The organism is Enterobacter cloacae complex sp. P47BA (assembly GCF_014930485.1).
In the GTDB taxonomy this organism is placed as follows: domain Bacteria; phylum Pseudomonadota; class Gammaproteobacteria; order Enterobacterales; family Enterobacteriaceae; genus Enterobacter; species Enterobacter bugandensis.
The window spans coordinates 52,186-68,404 of sequence record NZ_JADBRF010000013.1 but is presented as its reverse complement, the minus strand read 5'-3'; the positions used below and the strand labels follow the sequence as shown (position 1 = coordinate 68,404).

20 protein-coding genes are annotated in these 16,219 nt (G+C 55.2%); 7 read left to right on the top strand and 13 right to left on the bottom strand.

Translation table 11 applies throughout. The features are described from left to right. Positions 1–112 precede the first annotated feature (112 nt). On the top strand, positions 113–751 hold the full coding sequence (locus tag IM299_RS14475; RefSeq protein WP_193357680.1) for an OapA family protein: 639 nt from the start codon (positions 113–115) through the stop codon (positions 749–751). Positions 752–797: 46 nt separating this feature from the next. On the opposite strand, the gene IM299_RS14470 is transcribed toward IM299_RS14475, so the two are convergent. From IM299_RS14470 to rpsF, 5 genes are all read right to left on the bottom strand, one after another. After that, positions 798–1,727 (bottom strand): DMT family transporter, encoded by a 930-nt coding sequence (locus IM299_RS14470; protein WP_193357679.1) that lies wholly within the window; start codon positions 1,725–1,727, stop codon positions 798–800. Positions 1,728–1,879: 152 nt separating this feature from the next. After that, on the bottom strand, positions 1,880–2,329 hold the full coding sequence (rplI, locus tag IM299_RS14465) for a 50S ribosomal protein L9 (protein ID WP_006810372.1): 450 nt from the start codon (positions 2,327–2,329) through the stop codon (positions 1,880–1,882). A 41-nt stretch (positions 2,330–2,370) separates the two neighbouring features. Beyond that, positions 2,371–2,598, bottom strand: a complete 228-nt coding sequence (gene rpsR, locus IM299_RS14460) for a 30S ribosomal protein S18 (protein WP_000135199.1) — start codon at positions 2,596–2,598, stop codon at positions 2,371–2,373. A gap of 4 nt (positions 2,599–2,602) precedes the next feature. Beyond that, complete coding sequence (priB, locus tag IM299_RS14455) at positions 2,603–2,917, bottom strand: primosomal replication protein N (RefSeq protein WP_028015270.1); 315 nt, start codon at positions 2,915–2,917, stop codon at positions 2,603–2,605. Positions 2,918–2,923: 6 nt separating this feature from the next. Next, positions 2,924–3,319 carry a 30S ribosomal protein S6 gene (gene rpsF, locus IM299_RS14450; RefSeq protein WP_014068637.1) on the bottom strand — a complete coding sequence of 132 codons (396 nt, stop codon included), beginning with the start codon at positions 3,317–3,319 and terminating at the stop codon, positions 2,924–2,926. 340 nt (positions 3,320–3,659) lie between these two features. On the opposite strand from rpsF, the gene yjfY reads away from it, so the two are divergent. Then, complete coding sequence (gene yjfY, locus IM299_RS14445) at positions 3,660–3,935, top strand: DUF1471 family protein YjfY (protein ID WP_041911476.1); 276 nt, start codon at positions 3,660–3,662, stop codon at positions 3,933–3,935. Positions 3,936–4,074: 139 nt separating this feature from the next. On the opposite strand, the gene IM299_RS14440 is transcribed toward yjfY, so the two are convergent. The 6 genes from IM299_RS14440 to ulaA are packed head-to-tail and all read right to left on the bottom strand — an operon-like array spanning position 4,075 to position 8,482. Beyond that, complete coding sequence (locus IM299_RS14440; protein ID WP_041911477.1) at positions 4,075–4,761, bottom strand: L-ribulose-5-phosphate 4-epimerase; 687 nt, start codon at positions 4,759–4,761, stop codon at positions 4,075–4,077. After that, positions 4,754–5,614: an L-ribulose-5-phosphate 3-epimerase gene (locus tag IM299_RS14435; RefSeq protein WP_193357678.1), complete on the bottom strand. Its 861-nt coding sequence runs from the start codon at positions 5,612–5,614 to the stop codon at positions 4,754–4,756. Before IM299_RS14435 ends, IM299_RS14440 begins: the two co-directional genes overlap by 8 nt. A gap of 9 nt (positions 5,615–5,623) precedes the next feature. Further along, on the bottom strand, positions 5,624–6,274 hold the full coding sequence (ulaD, locus tag IM299_RS14430) for a 3-keto-L-gulonate-6-phosphate decarboxylase UlaD (RefSeq protein WP_023334265.1): 651 nt from the start codon (positions 6,272–6,274) through the stop codon (positions 5,624–5,626). Between the two features lie 12 nt (positions 6,275–6,286). Then, entirely contained in the window at positions 6,287–6,754 is a 468-nt protein-coding gene (ulaC, locus tag IM299_RS14425; protein WP_028015266.1) for a PTS ascorbate transporter subunit IIA, read from the bottom strand. Positions 6,755–6,763: 9 nt separating this feature from the next. Continuing rightward, positions 6,764–7,069 (bottom strand): PTS ascorbate transporter subunit IIB, encoded by a 306-nt coding sequence (ulaB, locus tag IM299_RS14420; RefSeq protein ID WP_003856022.1) that lies wholly within the window; start codon positions 7,067–7,069, stop codon positions 6,764–6,766. A gap of 12 nt (positions 7,070–7,081) precedes the next feature. Continuing rightward, a complete protein-coding gene (gene ulaA, locus IM299_RS14415; protein ID WP_126300233.1) occupies positions 7,082–8,482 on the bottom strand; it encodes a PTS ascorbate transporter subunit IIC in 1,401 nt (466 codons plus the stop codon). Positions 8,483–8,840: 358 nt separating this feature from the next. Between ulaA and ulaG the strand changes: the two genes are divergently transcribed. Next, the gene (ulaG, locus tag IM299_RS14410; protein WP_045631264.1) at positions 8,841–9,905 is read left to right on the top strand and encodes an L-ascorbate 6-phosphate lactonase; all 1,065 of its coding nucleotides are present in this window, start codon (positions 8,841–8,843) and stop codon (positions 9,903–9,905) included. A 110-nt stretch (positions 9,906–10,015) separates the two neighbouring features. After that, positions 10,016–10,771: an HTH-type transcriptional regulator UlaR gene (ulaR, locus tag IM299_RS14405; protein ID WP_024907324.1), complete on the top strand. Its 756-nt coding sequence runs from the start codon at positions 10,016–10,018 to the stop codon at positions 10,769–10,771. Here ulaR and yjfP read toward each other — a convergent pair. After that, positions 10,768–11,490: an esterase gene (gene yjfP / locus IM299_RS14400; RefSeq protein WP_041911482.1), complete on the bottom strand. Its 723-nt coding sequence runs from the start codon at positions 11,488–11,490 to the stop codon at positions 10,768–10,770. The two genes, ulaR and yjfP, sit on opposite strands and share 4 nt — an antisense overlap. A gap of 137 nt (positions 11,491–11,627) precedes the next feature. Here yjfP and bsmA point away from each other — a divergent pair, with 137 nt between their 5' ends. The 3 genes from bsmA to IM299_RS14385 all read left to right on the top strand — a co-directional run bounded on the left by bsmA (position 11,628) and on the right by IM299_RS14385 (position 14,484). Then, positions 11,628–11,957, top strand: coding sequence for a biofilm peroxide resistance protein BsmA (gene bsmA / locus IM299_RS14395; RefSeq protein WP_028015263.1), 330 nt, complete (start codon positions 11,628–11,630; stop codon positions 11,955–11,957). Positions 11,958–12,093: 136 nt separating this feature from the next. Beyond that, entirely contained in the window at positions 12,094–12,381 is a 288-nt protein-coding gene (yjfN, locus tag IM299_RS14390; protein WP_032644956.1) for a DUF1471 family protease activator YjfN, read from the top strand. Between the two features lie 171 nt (positions 12,382–12,552). Then, on the top strand, positions 12,553–14,484 hold the full coding sequence (locus IM299_RS14385) for a methyl-accepting chemotaxis protein (protein ID WP_193357677.1): 1,932 nt from the start codon (positions 12,553–12,555) through the stop codon (positions 14,482–14,484). Here IM299_RS14385 and IM299_RS14380 read toward each other — a convergent pair. Beyond that, positions 14,481–16,103, bottom strand: coding sequence for an isovaleryl-CoA dehydrogenase (locus tag IM299_RS14380; RefSeq protein WP_193357676.1), 1,623 nt, complete (start codon positions 16,101–16,103; stop codon positions 14,481–14,483). The genes IM299_RS14385 and IM299_RS14380 overlap by 4 nt on opposite strands. Positions 16,104–16,219: the final 116 nt, after the last annotated feature.

Below are 16,219 nucleotides of genomic sequence, written 5' to 3'. Positions count from 1 at the left end.
GGATTAATCCCGAACTGATGTCACGGATGTCCGGTTTGCTACGTCGTTCAGGCAGTTAGCGAACTATACTTCGAAGCACAGGATATAAAAGACGCGGAGCAGGAGGAGAGCCATGCCCGGGCGATTTGAACTGAAACCTACCCTGGCGAAAATCTGGCAGGCGCCGGACAATTTTCGCATTATGGACCCGCTGCCTCCTCTGCACCGCAGGGGGATCATCATTGGTGCGCTGATGGTGATCGTGGGCTTCCTGCTTCCTTCCGGCGGTGATGATGTTGATACCGCGCCGGTCACCCGCAATGCGCAGCTGGATCTTCAGTCGCAAACGCGGCCGCAGCCTGACGCGCAGCCGATGCAGACGCAGCTGGTAGCCCCGTCTAACGATCCAGGTCAGGTCGCGCCTGTTGAACCCGAACCCGTTCAGGATGAACAGGAGCAGGCCGCAACGCCGTCTGAGCCGCAAACCCAGCAGCCGCCCGGCATTGAGCAACAGTGGCGTTCCTATCGCGTGGAGCCGGGCAAAACCCTGGCACAGCTTTTCCGCGACCACAACCTGCCGCCTACCGACGTGTATGCCATGGCAAAAGTGGAAGGCGCAGGTAAACCGCTGAGTAACTTACAGAACGGCCAGATGGTGCAGATTCGCCAGAACGCCAGCGGGGTGGTCACCGGGCTGACCATTGATACCGGGAATGGGCAGCAGGTGCTATTTACCCGCCAGCCGGACGGCAGTTTCATCAGAGCACGTTAATGGCGTATGCCGGGTAAGGCGAAGCCGCCACCCGGCACTTTTGTTCTCAGGCACTCCGTTTATTCACCCACCAGATCCCCGAGCAGACCAGCACCAGCGCAATCGCGTATTTGATATCCAGAATGTTTTCGCCGAGGAAAATGGCGGAAAGTACCGTCCCTGCAACAGGAATGACAAAGTTGAACGGAGCAATCATGCTTACCCGGTTCACTTTCAGCAGCGCGCTCCACAGGGCGAACGCCACCGATGAGAGCAGCGTCAGATACCCCAGCACCGCAACGGCCTTCATGCTGTGCACTTCCAGCGTTCCGCCCGTGGCATAACCTCCCGCAACCAGCGCAGCCCCGCCTATCGCCAGCTGCCAGCCGGTCATCACCGTTGGGTCGACGGTCTGGGAAATACGTTTCCCGTAAAGCGTGGCGGCAGAAAGAATAAAAGCCGCCAGCACCACAAAACCGTCGCCTTTCCAGACAAACTGGAAATCGCTTAACCCACTGTGAAAGTTCACCAGCATCACACCGGCAAACCCAAGAATACAGCCCAGCGTTTTGTTATAGCTGAGTTTGTCATTGTGGTAGATAAAGTGCGCCAGCAGTACGCTGAAGAAAGTCCCGGTGGCGTTCATGATTGAGCCGTTTACCCCCGTCGTGTAGGCCAGTCCTATATAGAAGAATGTGTACTGAATGGTGGTCTGGGTCAGCCCGAGGATCGTGAGCTGGCCAAACTGCGCGGGCGTGAGCCTGCCAATCGGTTTGCGCTGGGCCAGCGCAAACAGCAGCAGCAAGGCACCGGCAAACAGAAAACGGTATCCGGCAAAAACGACTTTGGAGGGAATATCATCGGTTGCGATCTGAAAGAGTTCGTAGCCATTTTTAATGGCCGGGTACGAGCTCCCCCAAAGCAGGCAGCAGAGCGTGGCGCAGGCGTAGGCCACATGTCGACGGGCAAAGACGTGCGTGGGCAGAGCGGTATCCATGACAAATCTCATAAATAAAATTGCGTTTCAATTTATTATCAGAGAATGCGTCAGGAATAGCTACCATACGAGATAAAAAGAGAATTTCCGGTAGCTTTAAATAGCAAAACGCCGGCACAAGGCCGGCGCTTCGACGCGAGCAGAGTAAAAAATTACTCAGCTACAACGTTAACAACCAGTTTAGCGAACACTTCGCTGTGAACCTGGAAGTCAACTTCGTGCTCACCAGTGGTACGCAGAACGCCGTTCGGCATGCGAACTTCGCTCTTAGCCACTTTAACGCCTGCTGCAGTAACTGCATCAGCGATATCGCGGGTACCGATGGAACCGAACAGTTTACCTTCGTCGCCAGCTTTGGAAGCGATGGTAACAGTGCCCAGTGCGTTGATTGCTTCAGCGCGAGCGTTAGCAGCCGCCAGAACGTCAGCCAGTTTGGCTTCCAGTTCAGCGCGACGTGCTTCGAAAAACTCTACGTTTTTCTTAGTAGCTGGAACAGCTTTACCCTGTGGAACCAGGAAGTTACGAGCGTAGCCCGCTTTAACGTTAACCTGATCACCCAGGCTGCCCAGGTTTGCTACTTTATCAAGCAGAATAACTTGCATTACCTTATCCTCTTAAAGTCGTATTAATGGACCGTGCCCGATTACTGATGACGATCAGTGTACGGCAGCAGGGACAGGTAGCGAGCGCGTTTGATAGCGCGAGCCAGCTGACGCTGATATTTTGCACGAGTACCGGTGATACGGCTTGGGACAATCTTACCGCTTTCGGTGATGTAGTTTTTCAGCGTTGCGATATCTTTATAGTCGATCTCTTGAACGCCTTCCGCGGTGAAACGGCAGAACTTGCGACGACGGAAATAACGTGCCATATGGCTAGTCTCCAGTATCTATCAAATCAATCTGCTCGGCATGCAGAACCATTTTGCTCAGGCCGTTCTTTGCCTTGTGGCAAGAGATGAACCCCTGAACGATTACTGCGCTACCGACCGTTAAACTGTGAGTAATGGCCTGGTTTTCGTGTCCGCTAATAATAACGGGCATTTGGCACCACGCCTGCCGGTGAAACCCGGCTTCCTCTTGCACAGAACGATGCTCAAGCACGAACTGGCAATGCGGAATTCCTGATGGACTGACCTTTCGAAGGGGAGCCCTGCATACGATGCCGGACAACGCCAGACGGTTGGTCATCAGAAATTACTCTTCAGAATCCCCAGCATCAGAATCATCTGCGGTTTCGTTTGCGAAATCATCGCGACGCTCACGGCGCTCGTCTTTCGCTTTAACCATCGGAGATGCTTCGGTAACTGCGTTTTTGGTACGCATAACCATGCTGCGGATAACGGCATCGTTGAAGCGGAAGGTAGTTTCCAGCTCATCGATCACTTCCTGCGGCGCTTCAACGTTCATCAGAACGTAGTGTGCTTTGTGCAGTTTGTTGATCGGGTAAGCCAGCTGACGGCGGCCCCAGTCTTCCAGACGGTGGATCGTACCTTCTGCACCAGTGATGGCAGCAGAGTAACGCTCGATCATACCCGGAACCTGTTCGCTCTGGTCAGGATGGACCATAAAAACGATTTCGTAATGACGCATCGAATTGCTCCTTACGGATTATTCAGCCTCCTGTCTGGGTCAGCCGAGGCCCGGGGAGGCAAGGAACGTGTTAAAGGTCGGCTGAAAAATTGACGCGTCATAATACTTGCCCCCCCCAGGAAACTCAAGCTGATTGCACAAATAATTCGCACAAAGCGTAAAGCTGGTCTAAGTGGGTGATTTAAAATTAATCGCATCAGGAAGCGTTGTTTTTTTGAACAACTGCATCAGAAATGGTCACGCATCCCCGCCGGAGGAATGATTACACTTTAATCAGAGATCAGCTGAATTAAAGAAGGAGTATTCCCCTCACACAGCACGCAGTCGTGGAGCGCATATCATGAAAAAAATCGCAGTAGCCATAATGGCGGCGCTTTTGCTCAGTGCAAACGCGATGGCAGCCATCAAAATAGACGGCCGGCAGGCCAGAAACATGGATGATGTGCACAGCTTGGGCGTAATCTATATCAATCATAATTTCGCCACTGAAAGCGAAGCAGATCGGGCACTAAATGAAGAGACCGATGCCCAGGGCGCAACCTATTACCACGTGATGTTAACCCGTGAGCCCGGCAGCAACGGCAATATGCACGCCAGTGCAGATATCTACCGGTAACCCTTAACGCTAGCACCAGGAAAGCCAACAACGAGAACATAGCCATAGTTGACGTTGCCCCCTGTCCGGGGGCTTTTTTTGTGAATGGCTCCGGAATACCACCGGTTACAACTGTTTTTCGGTATTCCAGAGCACTTATTCACTTCTGCCCGTAGTAGGCATTCGGGCCGTGCTTGCGCATGAAATGCTTGTTCATCAGGTAATCGTCAATGCCCTGAAGCTGTGGATTAATGTCGCGGGCAATCCACGCCATTTTAGCTACCTCCTCCATCACGACAGCATTATGTACCGCGTCGTGAGCATCTTTACCCCAGGAGAACGGACCGTGCTGATAGACCACAATACCCGGCGTATGCAGCGGTTCGCTTTCACCCAACGTTTCGATGATGACCTTCCCGGTGTTGAGCTCGTATTCGCCTTCCACTTCAGCCTGCGTTAATGCGCGCGTGCAGGGGATGTCGCCAAAGAAGTAGTCCGCATGCGTTGTTCCCAGCGCCGGAATCGCCAGCCCCGCCTGTGCCCAGGCGGTGGCGTGCGTGGAGTGGGTATGCACAACGCCACCCAGCGATGGATAACGCTGGTACAGCGCCAGATGGGTCGCCGTATCAGAAGAAGGACGCCATTTGCCCTCAACGACGTTTCCTTCGAGGTCGACCACCACCATATCGTCCGCTTTCATGGTTTCATACGCCACGCCGCTCGGCTTGATCACCACCAGACCTTGTTCACGGTCGATGGCGCTCACGTTGCCCCAGGTGAACGTTACCAGGCCATAGCGCGGCAGATCCATATTGGCCTCAAAGACCTGCTGTTTCAGCTTAAGCATGTTCAGCCTCCAGTAACCCCGCGCGCGCCATACGCTCGCGCACCCAGTCCCGCGCTTTTGCCACTTCCGCAGCCGGATCGTCTGACGTTTCGCTCCACATCTCAATCAGATAAGGCCCGCAATACCCTGTCTGTTTGAGCGTCTCGAAGCACCGTTCGAAATCCACCACCCCGGTGCCGAACGGTACGTTTTTAAACACGCCAGGGCGGGTATCTTTGACGTGCACCGCCACGATATGCCCGATGCCCGCCTGCAGCTCCATCTGCACGTCGTTATCCCAGGCCGACAGATTGCCAATATCCGGATAAAGCTGGAACCAGGGGTTATTCAGATAGTGTGCATAGCCCAGCGCCTTGCTGATGGAGTTCATCAACGGGTAGTCCATGATCTCCATCGCCAGCGTGACCTGCGCGCGGCTTGCCATCTCAACGCTCTCTTTCAGGCCGTCACGGAAACGACGGCGCGTTTCGTCGTTGGCTTCCTGATAGTAGACGTCGTAACCCGCCAGTTGGATCACGCGGATGCCGACATCCTGCGCAAAACGAATGGCTTTGCGCATGATCGCCAGCCCTTCAGCGCGCACGGCATCGTCTTCACTGCCGAGCGGAAAACGGCGGTGGGCGCTCAGACACATGGACGGCACGCGCACGCCGGTTTCGGCAATGGCGCCCACCAGCGCCAGGCGCTGCTCGCGACTCCAGTCCAGGCGAGAAAGGCGCACATCCGTCTCATCCACGGACATTTCGACAAAATCGAAACCCAGCTGTTTTGCCAGCCGTAACCGCTCCAGCCAGCACTCCCCTGCAGGGAGTGCCTTTTCATAGATGCCAAGCGGGACCTGTTTTGACAACATACCCGCTCCTTAACCCCAAAGCTGAGCGATTGAGCGTTTGAACTGACGCGCCGCTTCCACCGGAGATGCCGCGTCGCGAATGCTGCGGCCAGCGATAAAGACGTGAATAGGGATGCCCTGGAACAGCGGCAGATCTTCCAGCGCCAGGCCACCGGTGACGGTGACTTTGAAGCCCATATCCGCCAGACGCTTAATCGCGCTGATATCCGCTTCGCCCCACGCCACGCCTGCGGCTTGCGCATCGCGGCTGCGGTGATAAACCACCTGCTGGATGCCCGCATCGCGCCACTCCTGCGCCTGCTCCCAGGTCCAGAAGCCGGTCAGTTCAATCTGCACGTCGCCGTTAAACTCTTTTGCCACGTCCAGCGCGCCTTTGGCGGTGTTGATATCCGCACAGCAGATCACGGTGACCCAGTCGGCGTTGGCTTCAAAGCACATGCGGGAAAGGATTTTGCCTGCGTCAGCAATCTTGGCATCCGCCAGCACGATTTTGTGCGGATAGAGCGCTTTCAGGTCACGAACGGCGCGCACGCCTTCGCCCACGCACAGAATGGTCCCCACTTCGATGATATCCACCTCTTCCGCAATCAGGCGGGTGGTTTCGTAAGCGTGAGACAGCGTCTGGTTATCCAGCGCGACTTGCAACATTGGTAATGACATTTTCAATTCCTCTTAAACGGCCGCCGCAGTGGCGTTATCAATTAAATCCAGCACTTCCTGCGCGGTGCGGCAGGCGCGTAAACGGTCAAAATTGGCTTCGTCATCAAACAGGTTGACGATCTGCATGATGCCCACCTCCTGGTGGGTGTTGGCATCAACGGCCGCCATGGTGATGAGAATGTCGACCGGGTCGTTATCTTCGTGGTTGAACACCAGCGGCGTTTTCAGGGTCACCAGCGCAAAACCGGTTTTCTTGACGCCCTCTTCCGGACGGCCGTGCGGCATGGCCAGGCCCGGCGCAATCACGAAATAGGGGCCGTGCTGCGCCACGCCATCCAGAATGGCCTGGTAATAGCGCGGCTCGACAACGTCCGCCTTAACCAGCAGATCCACACTCAGCTTCACCGCTTCCTGCCAGGTGCTGGCGTCGGCCTGTAAAAGGATGGAGTTATTCTCTGCCAGCGAATCACGTAGTTTCATGTGGCGTCCTTACTTCACGTCTTGTGGGAAGTGTTCTTTGATCACTTCCAGCAGTTTTGGCCCGAAATCCGCAGGCGAGAGCATGTTGCGCACGCCTACCACATATTTGTTGCCCGACACGCTAATCTCACCGGCAATATGAGTTGAAGCGATGATGATGTCCGCGCCGTTCAGTTCACTTTTGTATTCACCCACTGCGCAGCTGTTCACCGTGTGGTCGATGTTTGACTGGGTCAAAAACTGGTCCACTTTCATCTTCATGATCATGGAGCTACCTTGCCCATTGCCACACACAGCCAGGATACGTACGGTCATAATCGAAACTCCTTAATGAGCAGACACTTCTGCTGTTTGTTTTTCCGCATCTTCTTCAGCTCGCAGCGAACGGCCAGCGAAGAACATATAAGCCAGAGCAATCAGGATGATGACGGCCATAAAGGCCAGACCGACGGAGGCAAAGCCCTGCATCATCGGTGGGGCCAGAATTGACCAGTCCGCCATGCCCATCCAGGCGCTCATACCGGTGAGCTTGACCGCCCACACGCAACCGAAGATTTCCACCATGCCCATCACCAGACAGATCTTGAGCGCCGCGCGCCAGCCGCCGAAGTGGTTAGCAAACACGCCAATGGTGGCGTTGGAGAAGAACATCGGGATAAAGCCAGGAATAATCAGGATTGAGGAGCCGCAGCCCACCAGGATGCCCACCGCAATCAGCTGGCCGATGGTGCCCCACATAAAGCCCCAGACGACGGCGTTTGGCGCAAAGCTATAGATAGCCGCACAGTCAATCGCCAGTACCGCACCAGGGATCAGGCGCTGAGAGATGCCGTTAAAGGCTTCCGACAGCTCGGCGACGAACATACGCACGCCCTGAGTGATGATGAAAATCGCTACCGCGAAGGAGAAGCCGGTCTGCAGGATATAGACCGTCCAGTGGGTTTTACCCGCCATCGCCTGCACGACGTCAATGCCGAAAGAGAGCAGAATGGCGCCGAAGAAGATGGTCATCACAATCGCGGTGGAGACGATGTTGTCGTGGAAGATATTCAACCAGCCAGGCAGTTTGAGGTCTTCGACACTCTCCTCTTTTTTGCCCAGGTACGGCGCAACTTTATAGGCAATCCAGGCGGCAAACTGCTGCTGGTGACCGATGGAGAAACCACAGCCGTCGGTCACGATCTGCGTTGGCTTGTACATCATGTTGGAGGTGATACCCCAGTAGAGCGAGACCAGCACCGCGGTGCAGATAATCGTGGTCCACATGGGGTAACCGAAGATATAGAGAGAAACCGCGATCAGCCCCGCCTGCTGGAACATGATGTGCCCGGTGAGCATGATGGTGCGAATGCCGGTAATGCGGCGCAGGAGCACGTAAATGATGTTCAGCGCCAGCGCGAGCAGCACCGCATACCCCACCCAGCTATAGGCATCACCCATGCGATCGATGGTCGCCATCATTGAGGCGTAGGTATCAGAGATAGCGCCGTTGATGCCATACACTTCCGACATTTTGGCGACGACCGGCTTAAACGTGCTGGTCAGAATTCCTGACCCCGCCTGCAACAGCATGAAACCGATAATGGTTTTGATGGTGCCTTTAATAATCACGCTGACGCTTTTGCGCAGCAGGATGTAGCCCAGGCACGTCACGATACCCAGCAACAGCGGGGCGTTGGTCATTACCTGATTAAAGAAAACGGTAAAGACGTTGTAGAGGATCTCCATAACTCTCTCCAGAAATGAGAACACGAGGGGCAATCCCTGTGCGGTTGGTGCCATCACTCTATTAATCACAAATAATCACCACAAGATTGAATTTGATTATTTGTGACGCATCACGCAATTTATTTCCATGGTGTTAGTAATGATTTTCACTACCGATCGAATCCAATAAATAAATTCTTAAAATTCAGTAAATTAATCATTTATAGCGGTTATCTTAACAACGTCATGATGTTTTTTCTGTGATGTGACGAGGGGAATTTTCCGCAAATCAGCCATTGCAAATCGATTCAAACAGTGACAGCATTAATCACAACAAGTCACAGTATGATTACTTTTGATTAAAACCAGGAGTCAAACGATGAGTAAAGTGAAAACCATTACCCGTGAATCATGGATTCTGAGCACCTTTCCGGAGTGGGGTAGCTGGCTGAACGAAGAGATCGAGCAGGAACAGGTTGCTCCTGGCACGTTTGCAATGTGGTGGCTGGGCTGCACCGGTATCTGGCTGAAATCTGAAGGCGGCGCCAATATCTGCGTCGATTTCTGGTGCGGCACCGGCAAACAGAGCCACGGTAACCCGCTGATGAAAAAAGGCCACCAGATGCAGCGTATGGCCGGCGTGGAAAAGCTCCAGCCGAACCTGCGCACCACGCCGTTTGTCCTTGATCCTTTTGCCATTCGCCAGATCGATGCCGTGCTTTCTACTCACGATCACAACGACCATATCGACGTGAACGTGGCGGCAGCGGTGATGCAAAACTGCGCGGACGACGTACCGTTTATCGGGCCGCAAACCTGCGTAGATCTCTGGATTGGCTGGGGCGTGCCTAAAGAGCGCTGCATCGTGATGAAGCCTGGCGACGTGGTGAAAATTAAAGACATTGAAATCCACGCGCTGGATGCCTTTGACCGTACCGCGCTGATTACCCTGCCGGCCGACCAGAAGGCTGCTGGGGTACTGCCAGACGGCATGGACGAACGTGCGGTGAATTACCTGTTCAAGACGCCGGGCGGCTCCCTGTATCACAGCGGTGATTCCCACTACTCTAACTATTACGCGAAGCACGGCAACGAATATCAGATTGACGTGGCGCTGGGCTCGTACGGGGAAAACCCGCGCGGTATTACGGACAAAATGACCAGCGCCGATATGCTGCGCATGGCGGAAGCGCTCAACACCAAAGTAGTGATCCCGTTCCACCACGATATCTGGTCAAACTTCCAGGCCGATCCGCAGGAAATCCGCGTGCTGTGGGAGATGAAAAAAGACCGCCTGAAGTACGGCTTCAAGCCCTTTATCTGGCAGGTAGGCGGCAAGTTCACCTGGCCGCTGGACAAAGACAATCTCGAGTATCACTACCCGCGCGGCTTCGATGATTGCTTCACCATTGAGCCAGATCTCCCGTTTAAATCCTTCCTCTGATTGTGAGGCCACATCGCCAGACCCTGTGTCTGGCGATTTCATATTTATTTTAGTAATTTCACGCTATTTCAAATATCATCTTTTCAAATCAATTCTTATCGGAATAGCTCATGACGGAAGCGCAACGGCATCAAATTTTACTGGAACTCCTGGCGCAAACAGGGTTTATCACCGTCGAGAAAGTGATCGAACGTTTAGGGATCTCCCCCGCCACCGCGCGGCGAGACATCAACAAGCTGGATGAGAGCGGCAAGCTGAAAAAAGTCCGCAACGGCGCAGAAGCCATCAGCCAGCAGCGTCCACGCTGGTCGCCTATGAATATTCATCAGGCGCAGAATCACGATGAAAAAGTACGGATTGCCAGAGCGGCGTCGCAGCTGGTGAACCCCGGTGAGAGCGTCGTCATCAACTGCGGCTCCACGGCGTTTTTGCTGGGCCGTGAAATGTGCGGCAAGCCGGTGCAAATCATTACCAACTATTTGCCGCTGGCTAACTACCTGATCGATCAGGAACATGAAAGCGTGGTGATCATGGGCGGCCAGTACAACAAAAGCCAGTCCATCACGCTCAGCCCGCAGGACAGCGAAAACAGTCTCTACGCCGGGCACTGGATGTTTACCAGCGGCAAAGGCCTGACCGCTGACGGCCTGTATAAAACCGATATGCTGACCGCGATGGCGGAACAAAACATGCTCAACGTGGTGGGCAAGCTCGTTGTGCTGGTCGACAGCAGCAAAGTCGGTGAACGCGCAGGCATGCTGTTCAGCCGCGCAGAACAGATCGACATGGTGATCACCGGCAAAGGGGCGAACCCCGAGATCCTCCAGAAGCTGGAAGATCAAGGGGTGAAAGTCCTGCGCGTTTAAAGATGCTTGCGGAAAAACGCCACCGTGGCGTCCAGCGCCGCTGGCGTGATGCGGTGGCGGACGCCTGACTCCCACAAACAGGTCAGATTAGCGTCCAGTCCTTCATTCTTTAACGCCTGCTGCAGGCGGAAGGTTCCATCGGGCGGGACAACATCGTCCGCATCACCATGCCATAGCAGCAGCGGGCGATCGGCCAGGCGCGGCAATGCCCGGGTCACTTCCCACTCTGCCAGCATCGGCGTAATTTCCGTTAAATCCTGAGGGGGGAAAAGCGTCTTCGCCAGCGAGGTAAAATAGCCCGAGCCCATCAGACAGGCAACAGATCGCACGTCAGGATGATGCGTCATAATCCCCAGCGCCGTCATGCCGCCCATCGACGCCCCGGCCACCGCCAGCCGATTATCGGCCACCAGCCCTGCCTCATAGAGCGCATCGCGCAACCCGGCAAACTCGGTCAGACTGCCGTGCAGAATGTGCCAGAACTGCCCCAGTCGCGCCCGCTCATTGCCCGTAAAGCGCGCGCCGTGGTCAGGCGCATCCGGCATTACCACGCGAAAACCTGCCTGAGCCAGCGCCACTGCAAAATAACTGTAAACCAGTTTCGATGAGGTAAACCCATGATAAAAAACCACAACAGGCAGCGATTTATCACGTTTCCCTGCCGGCACAGCGTGTAAAATTTCATGGTCGCCGAGATGGCGTATTTCAATTTCAATCATTGTCGACCCTGTACGAATGAATGATTCATAATGTTGAGAACTGGATTACGGTTTGACGCTATTTTCATTCGAAAATTACGTCCCAGATAACACTTCGGGAACATTCCCCCAAAACTAAATTCGCAGACAACTACACTATGGCTAACAGGAAACGAGATATGGTTATGCACAGGTTTGCTGCTTTATTGCTGGTGTTTCTGCTCAGTGGCTGTAGCGCACTGCAGGGTACACCGCAACCCGCTCCCCCGGTTGCCGATCATCCGCAGGAGATTCGTCGTAATCAGACGGAAGGATTACAGCGAATGGGCACCGTCTCCGCGCTCGTTCGCGGTTCGCCGGATGACGCAGAAGACGCAATAAAGGCACAAGCCGTCGCTGCCAAAGCAGATTATTACGTCATTATTATGATCGACGAAACCATCATAACGGGACAGTGGTATTCACAAGCCATTTTGTACCGGAAATAATGGTTTACCTTTGAACGACATTTACACTGCTTTGCGTCCATAGACATTTTCCTGTCCACAATAAACTCCATGCCAGCGACAAGGAATGGGAGTTTATTCGCGAAGGATTGCCCGGCGGATACCGGAAATATGTGAAATGGAGCTGACGATGAAACGAACTCTTGCTTTGACCTCTCTGTTGCTCTCTGCAGGCCTGGTGAGCACCACCGCGCAGTCAGCAGAATTCGCCAGTGCGGATTGCGTAACAGGTCTGAATGAAATAGGCCAGATCTCCGTCAATAACATTCCGGGGAGCCCGCAAGACGTTGAACGTATCGTGGCATTAAAGGCCGATGAACAGGGCGCGTCATGGTATCGCATCATCCAGATGCAGGAAGATAACCATATCGACCAGTGGCGGGTACAGGCCATTCTCTACGTATAAATCCTTCCTGATAAAAGCCACTTATTTTTAGTGGCTTTTCGTTTTTGCAAATTTTTTATCTAATTTAAAACCACCCTAAAACAATAAAATAACATTTTGTTACATTAATTCAGTAAACGTAATCTCCGCTCTGCCGTTGAAGAACCATACCTTTTCAATGATGAGCAATTTATGATCAATGTTTTCCGCCGTGCGGGCCTTGGAACAAAGCTGTCGCTGCTGACGGGCGTCAGTGTCGCCACGCTGTTTCTGCTTTTCACTTTCCTGCTCAGCCAAAAAGCCAGCCAGCAGCTTGAAGCCCTCGCGGTCGAAGATCTGCATAATCAGTCCACCGGTATGGTCGACATGGTGCAGATGTTTAATACCAGCCTGAGCGAAGAAGTCGAAAGCTACACCAGACTGTTTACAACATTTCTGCCTCAGCCGTTTAGCGTCGATACTCAGCAGACCCGGACCATAAACGGGCTCGCCGTTCCCCTGCTGAAAGGAGGCGACGCTGAACTCCATGAAAATACAACGTTTTCTGATGATTTTCTGAGCCGTACGGGAGCGATCTCAACGCTGTTTGTTCGCAGCGGTAACGACTTCATTCGCGTTGCCACCTCCCTGCGCAAAGAGAATGGCGATCGCGCTATGGGGACGGTTCTGAACACGAGCAGCCCAGCGTTTGCCTCCGTCTCGAAAGGCGAGGTGTACCGCGGCCTGGCGCTCCTGTTTGGCAAGCGCTACATAACCCAGTACCAGCCCGTGAAGAACAGTGAAGGTCAGGTTATCGGGATTATCTTCGTTGGGGTGGATATCACTCACTCCTGGAATGTCATGCGCGAGAAAATCCTCAACCGCCGCCTGGGCGAGAGCGGGCACTTCTTCGTGCTGGACCGCAGCAACGGCAAAACGCGCGGTCAGTATCTGTTCCACGCCAGCGAAGAGGGAAAACTGCCGAAGTGGGATAGCGCCACCCAACAGCAGCTGTTGAGCGATTCCTCAGGCTCGCTGGAACGCGTAAGCGACGACGGTCGCACGCTGAAAATGGCCTATACGCCGCTGCCCGGCTGGAACTGGACCATCGTCGGTGAAGTGGATAAATCAGTCCTGCTCTCAAGCGTTAACGCTATGCGCGACCGTTTCCTGCTGGCCGGCGTAGCGTTGTCCGTCCTCTTCGCGGGCCTGTTTGTGGTGCTTATTCGCCGGATGCTGACCCGTCCGCTGCGTAACGTGATTGACCTTGCCCGCCAGTATGCCGCGGGCGATTTACGCTCCAGCCTGCCCGTGACCCGCCAGGATGAGGTTGGCCAGCTGGTTGAAGCCATTAACGGTATCGGTGATGGGCTACAAAAAATTGTCCTGCAGGTCCGCGAGGCCGCGGGCGAGATCCATCTGGGCACCAATGCGCTGGCCTCCGATACCGGAGACATCTCCGAGCAGATCAACAAGCAGGCCAGCAGCGTTGAAGAGACTTCCGCCAGCATGGAGCAACTGGCCGCGACCGTGCAGCAAAATGCCGCCAACATGGAGCAAACGCAGCAGTTGGTAGGTGAAACCTCGCGCGCGGTTCATCAGGGTGGTGAAACGGTGACCCATGCGGTTGCCACCATGGACGACATTCGCGAAGCGTCAAAACGTATCGAAGACATCACCCGCGTGATCGAGTCCATCGCGTTCCAGACTAATATTCTGGCGCTGAATGCGGCGGTAGAAGCGGCACGCGCAGGCGAGCATGGAAAAGGTTTTGCTGTGGTCGCGCAGGAAGTTCGCGCCCTGGCAGGTCGAAGCGCCAACGCGGTGAAGGAGATTGAACATCTGATTGGCGATACCCTGCGAAAAGTGGGCGAAGGCCACGCGCTGTCTGAACAGACGCGTCTGGCGATGGATTCCATCATCGTTCATATCGACAACATCAGCCAGCTGGTCACGGAGATTAACCACGCGTCACGCGAGCAGTCCGCGGGGATCGGCCAGGTCAATCTTGCCATGACCCACATTGGCGAAGCGTCGCATATCAATGCCGATCGCATCTCACGCAGCGAGCAAACCGCACGCACGCTGCGCGAGAAAGGGTCACACCTTACCCAACTGGTCAGCCTGTTCCAGCTTAAACGCTAGCCAACCCTGCCCGTGGCGCGCAGCAGCAGATCGCTTTGCACCTGCTCATTCATGAGCGTACCGCCACGGGTATCCAGCATCATGCGGCACCACGCCTGCGCCATGGGCGGCGATGCGTGCCGCAGCATCTGGCTGCCGGCCCCCAGCAAAAAGAGCTGCTGAGCGATCTCCCTCCCCTGCGCCTCCTGCGGTTTACGCAGCTTTTGCTGAAGCTGCCGCCAGCTGCGGTCAAAGTGTCTGTCCTGTCCTTTGACCTGGGCAAACTCGTCGGCAAGCAGGTCGTGGATACCTGACTGCTTCGCCAGCACACGCAGCACGTCCAGGCACATGATATTGCCCGATCCTTCCCAGATGCTATTCACCGGCATTTCGCGATACAGGCGTGGAAGTTCATTCTCCTCGCAGTACCCGACCCCGCCGAGTGCCTCCATCGCCTCCGCCACGAACGGAATGCCCGCTTTGCACACGCTGAATTTTGCGGCCGGGGTAAAAAGCCGCGCCCAGGCGGCCTCCTGCGGGTCGGTGCGGTTATCCCACGCTCGGGCCAGACGGAACAACAGCGCCGTGTGTCCCTCCAGCACCAGCGCCATACGGCTTAGCACTTCACGCATTAGCGGCTGATCGATAAGATTTTTGCCGAAGGTCTGACGCTGATGGGCGTGGTACAGCGCCACGGAAAGCGCCCGGCGCATTAGCCCGTGGCTGCCCAGCGCGCAGTCGAAGCGCGTCAGCCCGCCCATCTTCAGGATTTGCCGCACGCCTTCTCCCTCTTCACCCAGCAGCCAGCCGGAGGCATCGAGGAACTCCGCCTCGCTGCTGGCGTTCGAGCGGTTGCCGAGCTTGTCTTTCAGACGTTCCAGCCGTACGGCGTTGCGCTGTCCGTCGGGTAAGAAACGCGAGACAAAGAAGCAGGACAAACCGCCTTTCGCCTGCGCCAGCACCAGATGCGCATCGCTCTGCGGCACGGAGAAAAACCACTTGTGGCCCACCAGACGGTAGCTGCCGTCGCTGCATTTTTCCGCTCTGGTGGTGTTGCTGAGCACGTCCGAGCCGCCCTGCTTTTCCGTCATTCCCATGCCGATCAGCAGGCCGCGCTTTTGCCCACCCGGCGCGAGATGGGGATCGTAACGGTCGCTCATCAGCGGCGTTAACCATTCATGAAACGGTTTGGGCAGCGACTGCTGCAACAGCGGCGTGGCGGCGAAGGTCATGGTCACCGGGCATAACGTCCCCGCTTCTACCTGAGCATGGAGCACGAAGCGCGCGGCCCTGGCGACGAAAGAACCTTTTCGTGCCTCTTCCTCCCATGCCAGATTATGTACCCGGTTAGCGCAGAGCCCCTGCATCAGCAGGTGCCATGCCGGATGAAAGCGGACGTCATCCAGCCGCTCTCCCGTGGGGTCGTAGCGTAATAGCTCCGGCGGATTCACGTTCGCCAGCCTGCCCAGCTCCAGCGACTCCGCCGTGCCTAACTGCTGTCCAATGCTGGCAAGAAGATCCATATCCCACTCGGCACCCTCGCGCGCAACCGCGTCGCGCAGGGCGCAGTCAGAGAGGAAAAGGTTGCTGTTAGAGAGTGGGGCTGGTTGATTAAAAACGGTATGGGTCTGCCAGTGCATGCTGTCTCCCTCCTTCAGTGGCAATGAAGGTAAGTATGGACAGACCGTATGAACGCTGCATGGGAGTGAGGTCACACGATGGCGATCCCGCTGATATCATTCGTGAAATAGCTCAC